Below are 761 nucleotides of genomic sequence, written 5' to 3' on the forward strand. Positions count from 1 at the left end.
ATTGACAGTAACTGTCAACACCGTTAGCGTCAGTGCATGACTTCGACTGCGACGCTGCTCGACGTCGATCGGCTCGATTCGTGGATCGGCGACCGCCTCCCTGGCCGTGGTCAGCCGCTGACGGCTGAACGCATCGGGGCAAGCACCGGAATCGCCAATGCACTGTTCCGCGTAGCACGCGGCGACGACGCCTGGGTCCTGCGCCGCCCACCCGTGGTGAAGAATGACCCGAGCGCGTCAAACACCCACCGCGAGTGGCGCATTCTGCACGCCCTCGAAGGCACACCGGTTCCGCACCCGCAGCCCGTGCTGTACTGTGCTGACACCGACGTACTTGGTTCTGAATTCATGCTGATGGGCGTCGTCGACGGATTCACGCCCGGTTTCGACTTGCCCGAGCCGTTCGCCGGCGATCCCGAATTGCGGCACGACTTGGCCATGGCCTACGTGGACGGGCTCGTCCATCTCGCCGAAGTCGACTGGCGGGCAAGGGCTCTCGATGGGCTCGGGAAGCCGGAGGGATTCCTGGAGCGCCAGGTGCCGCGGTGGTTGGCTCAGCTCGACCGCTATCGCACACGCGACCTTCCCGAGCTGGACTTCCTTAGTGACTGGCTCACCGCCAACATACCCGCGATGAGCCCGGCAGCGATCATTCACGGCGACTACAGTCCGTTCAACGTCATGGTCAGCCCGCAACCGCCCGCTAGGCTCGCCGCAATCGTTGACTGGGACACCGGCACCATCGGTGATCCATTGCTCGA

Annotated in this window: 1 protein-coding gene; it reads left to right on the forward strand. The window is 64.1% G+C overall.

The window, feature by feature from the left end:
* Positions 1-36: 36 nt before the first annotated feature.
* A partial coding sequence (locus tag A9X04_RS00315; RefSeq protein ID WP_067916653.1) for a phosphotransferase family protein occupies positions 37-761 on the forward strand: 725 nt, incomplete at its 3' end.

Source organism: Mycobacterium sp. E3247 (assembly GCF_001667785.1).
Taxonomy (GTDB): domain Bacteria; phylum Actinomycetota; class Actinomycetes; order Mycobacteriales; family Mycobacteriaceae; genus Mycobacterium.